Origin of the sequence: Microcella sp. (genome assembly GCF_033763155.1) — a bacterium.
Classification (GTDB): Bacteria; Actinomycetota; Actinomycetes; order Actinomycetales; family Microbacteriaceae; genus Microcella.
Window position 1 is genome coordinate 1 of sequence record NZ_JANRKZ010000032.1, and the last position, 2,362, is coordinate 2,362.

Annotated in this window: 3 protein-coding genes; 1 reads left to right on the forward strand and 2 read right to left on the reverse strand. The window is 63.5% G+C overall.

Translation table 11 applies throughout. The features are described 5' to 3' along the window. Positions 1 to 593: DMT family transporter (locus SFU54_RS01310; protein ID WP_319014509.1), on the reverse strand; the 593-nt coding region annotated here is incomplete at its 3' end. A 67-nt stretch (positions 594 to 660) separates the two neighbouring features. Between SFU54_RS01310 and SFU54_RS01315 the strand changes: the two genes are divergently transcribed. Beyond that, on the forward strand, positions 661 to 1,257 hold the full coding sequence (locus tag SFU54_RS01315) for an exonuclease domain-containing protein (RefSeq protein WP_319014510.1): 597 nt from the start codon (positions 661 to 663) through the stop codon (positions 1,255 to 1,257). A gap of 47 nt (positions 1,258 to 1,304) precedes the next feature. Here the strand turns inward: SFU54_RS01315 and SFU54_RS01320 are convergent, their stop codons facing one another. Further along, entirely contained in the window at positions 1,305 to 2,216 is a 912-nt protein-coding gene (locus tag SFU54_RS01320) for a nucleotidyl transferase AbiEii/AbiGii toxin family protein (protein ID WP_319014511.1), read from the reverse strand. Between the last annotated feature and the right edge of the window lie 146 nt (positions 2,217 to 2,362).

Sequence of the window (2,362 nt, forward strand, 5' to 3'; positions counted from 1 at the left end):
AGCATGAGCGCGCTCATTCCCACCTGCACGGTCGTCGCCGTGATGGGCGGCGTCTGGATGCGCCGGCTGATGATGACGTACGCCGTCCACGCGAGAATCGCCCCGAGAATGAGCAGGTCGCCGATCGCGACGCTGACGTCAGCGAGACCGCCCGAGCCGCCGAGCAACACGACGATCACGACGCCGACGAACGAGATCGCGATGCCGAGCACGCCCCCGCGACGGATGCGCTCCCCCAGCACCACGACCGCAGCGAGCGCAATCACGGCCGGGTTGATGGCGCTAATCACACTCGCGTTGACCGCCGACGTGGTGTCGAGCGCTGCATACAGCAGCAGGGTGTAGCCGACCATGCCCAGCACGGCCTGGACGATGTGAATCCACCACTCCCGCGCCGCGAGCGTCCACTTGTCGAGCCGATCGCGCTCGATCCACAGGGTGATGACGAGCAAGATCGGAAAGGCCCCGAGCCACCGGAAGAACGTGAGCTCGAGCGGCGTGAACTCGGCAATGACGCGATCGCCGACGACAAAGTTCATCGCCCAGAACAGTTGGGCGAGCACGGCGGGCGAGTAGCGACGGAGCAGGTGCACCCACTCAGGCTAGGCCCGCGCGGCGTGCCCGAGGGCCCGCGTCGGCGGCTCATGCGAGCATCATGACGTGCCCCTGAACTTCACCGCCATCGACTTCGAGACCGCCAACAACCACGCGGCCTCAGCGTGCTCGGTGGGGCTCGTCAAGGTGCGCGACGGCAAAGTCGTTGATCGGGCGGGCTGGCTCATTCGTCCGCCGTTCGGGTTTGACGACATGCTCGAGTGGAACACGCGCATCCACGGAATCACCGCCGACGACATCATCGACGCACCGCTATGGGCCGATCAGGTGGATGCCCTTCTCGAGTTCGTCGACGGCGACACCCTCGCAGCCCACAACGCGGGGTTCGACATGGGCGTGTTGAGCGCGGCGCAGCAGGCGAGCGCGCTCGAAGTGCCGAGCCTCTCGTATGTGTGCAGTCTGCGGATTGCCCGCAAGACCTACCATCTCGACTCCTACCGCCTGCCGGTTGCCGCGATGGCTGCCGGCTTCGAAGACTTCGCGCACCACGATGCCCTCGCTGACGCTGAGGCGTGTGCCGCGATCATCGTGCACGCGGCCAAGCGGCACGACGTCACCGAACTGGCCGAGCTCGCGCGCGCGTGTGGCACGAGCCTCGGCCGCACGGGCGCGCTGGCCAAAGCCGAGTCAACTACGGCCTAGGCGCTAGGCGCGCACATTCTTGACCAGTGCACGTCAACGACCGTCGGCTACTCCCACGCGAGTCGCTCGAACATCCACGTTTGCGCATCGACTTCGCCTCGAAGCGAAGGTTCAATGAAGTCTTCGATCAGGGCCCGCGCTTTCTCAATCTCGGTAAAGCCCTCGCAGTGCGGTACACGCTTGGCCATCTGCGAGTACTCCCGTCCCCACGTCTTCGGAAGCTGGACGCGGGTAAAGGAATCAAGCCCTCTTCTCCTGGCCTCCGTCTCGATGGCCGTTCGAAGAGCAATACCGTTGATGTCGTGTGTTCTCGCAAACACCACGAGGTCAACCAGGTCTTTTTGGCGGCTCGAAGGTGTCCCGGAATACAGCATGTGCGTCGCACACAATTTGTCAGCAACTTGATCGACGACCGGGTAAACCCTGTAGAGGTTGCTTTCCAACCGCGGAAGGTGCAGCGCGTTCGCGGGCGTGATGAGACTGACCTCATCAGTGACTCCAGCGCCGGTGCTGAGATCGACTTTGATCTGACCGCGCCGCTGAGTACCGACGTAAACATCGAACGTCACTGTGTAGCCGTCAACATAGGGTTGGCCAGGGCCGCCAAGGCTGTTGACGTGCGAGACGTATTCGAATCGGAAGTGGTCGGCGAGGTCGACGGTGACCAGTTTCCGGAGGTCGTCCAGCGCTTGGTCGAGCGTGTACCCCGCTCGATAGAGGTCAACGTCTTTGGTCGCGCGCGCCGACGGAACGCGCGCGAGCATGCCGGTTCCCCCCTTCAACAGCCACTCCGACCGCTCTCCATCGGCGAAGACTCGGCTGAGGAATCGACGGAAGTGTTCTTGCCTGATGCGCTCGTTGACGTTTACTGAAGAGTCGTTTGCGCTCGCGTCAATCGCTGCTTGCTTGATTGCGGCTTCGACCCCCGCCGGCGTCGTGTATGCCCCCTCGGCGTTCAATCGTCGCCCTCGCTGCGTCGCTCACGTTCGACGCGTGATCTGACTGATGCTGCCGCGAACGCGTCAAGTGCACTCACGAGACCGGAAATGTCGAGATTCTTTGTCGCACTTCGCTCAAGGGACTTTCCGATCTCGCGCATCGCCGG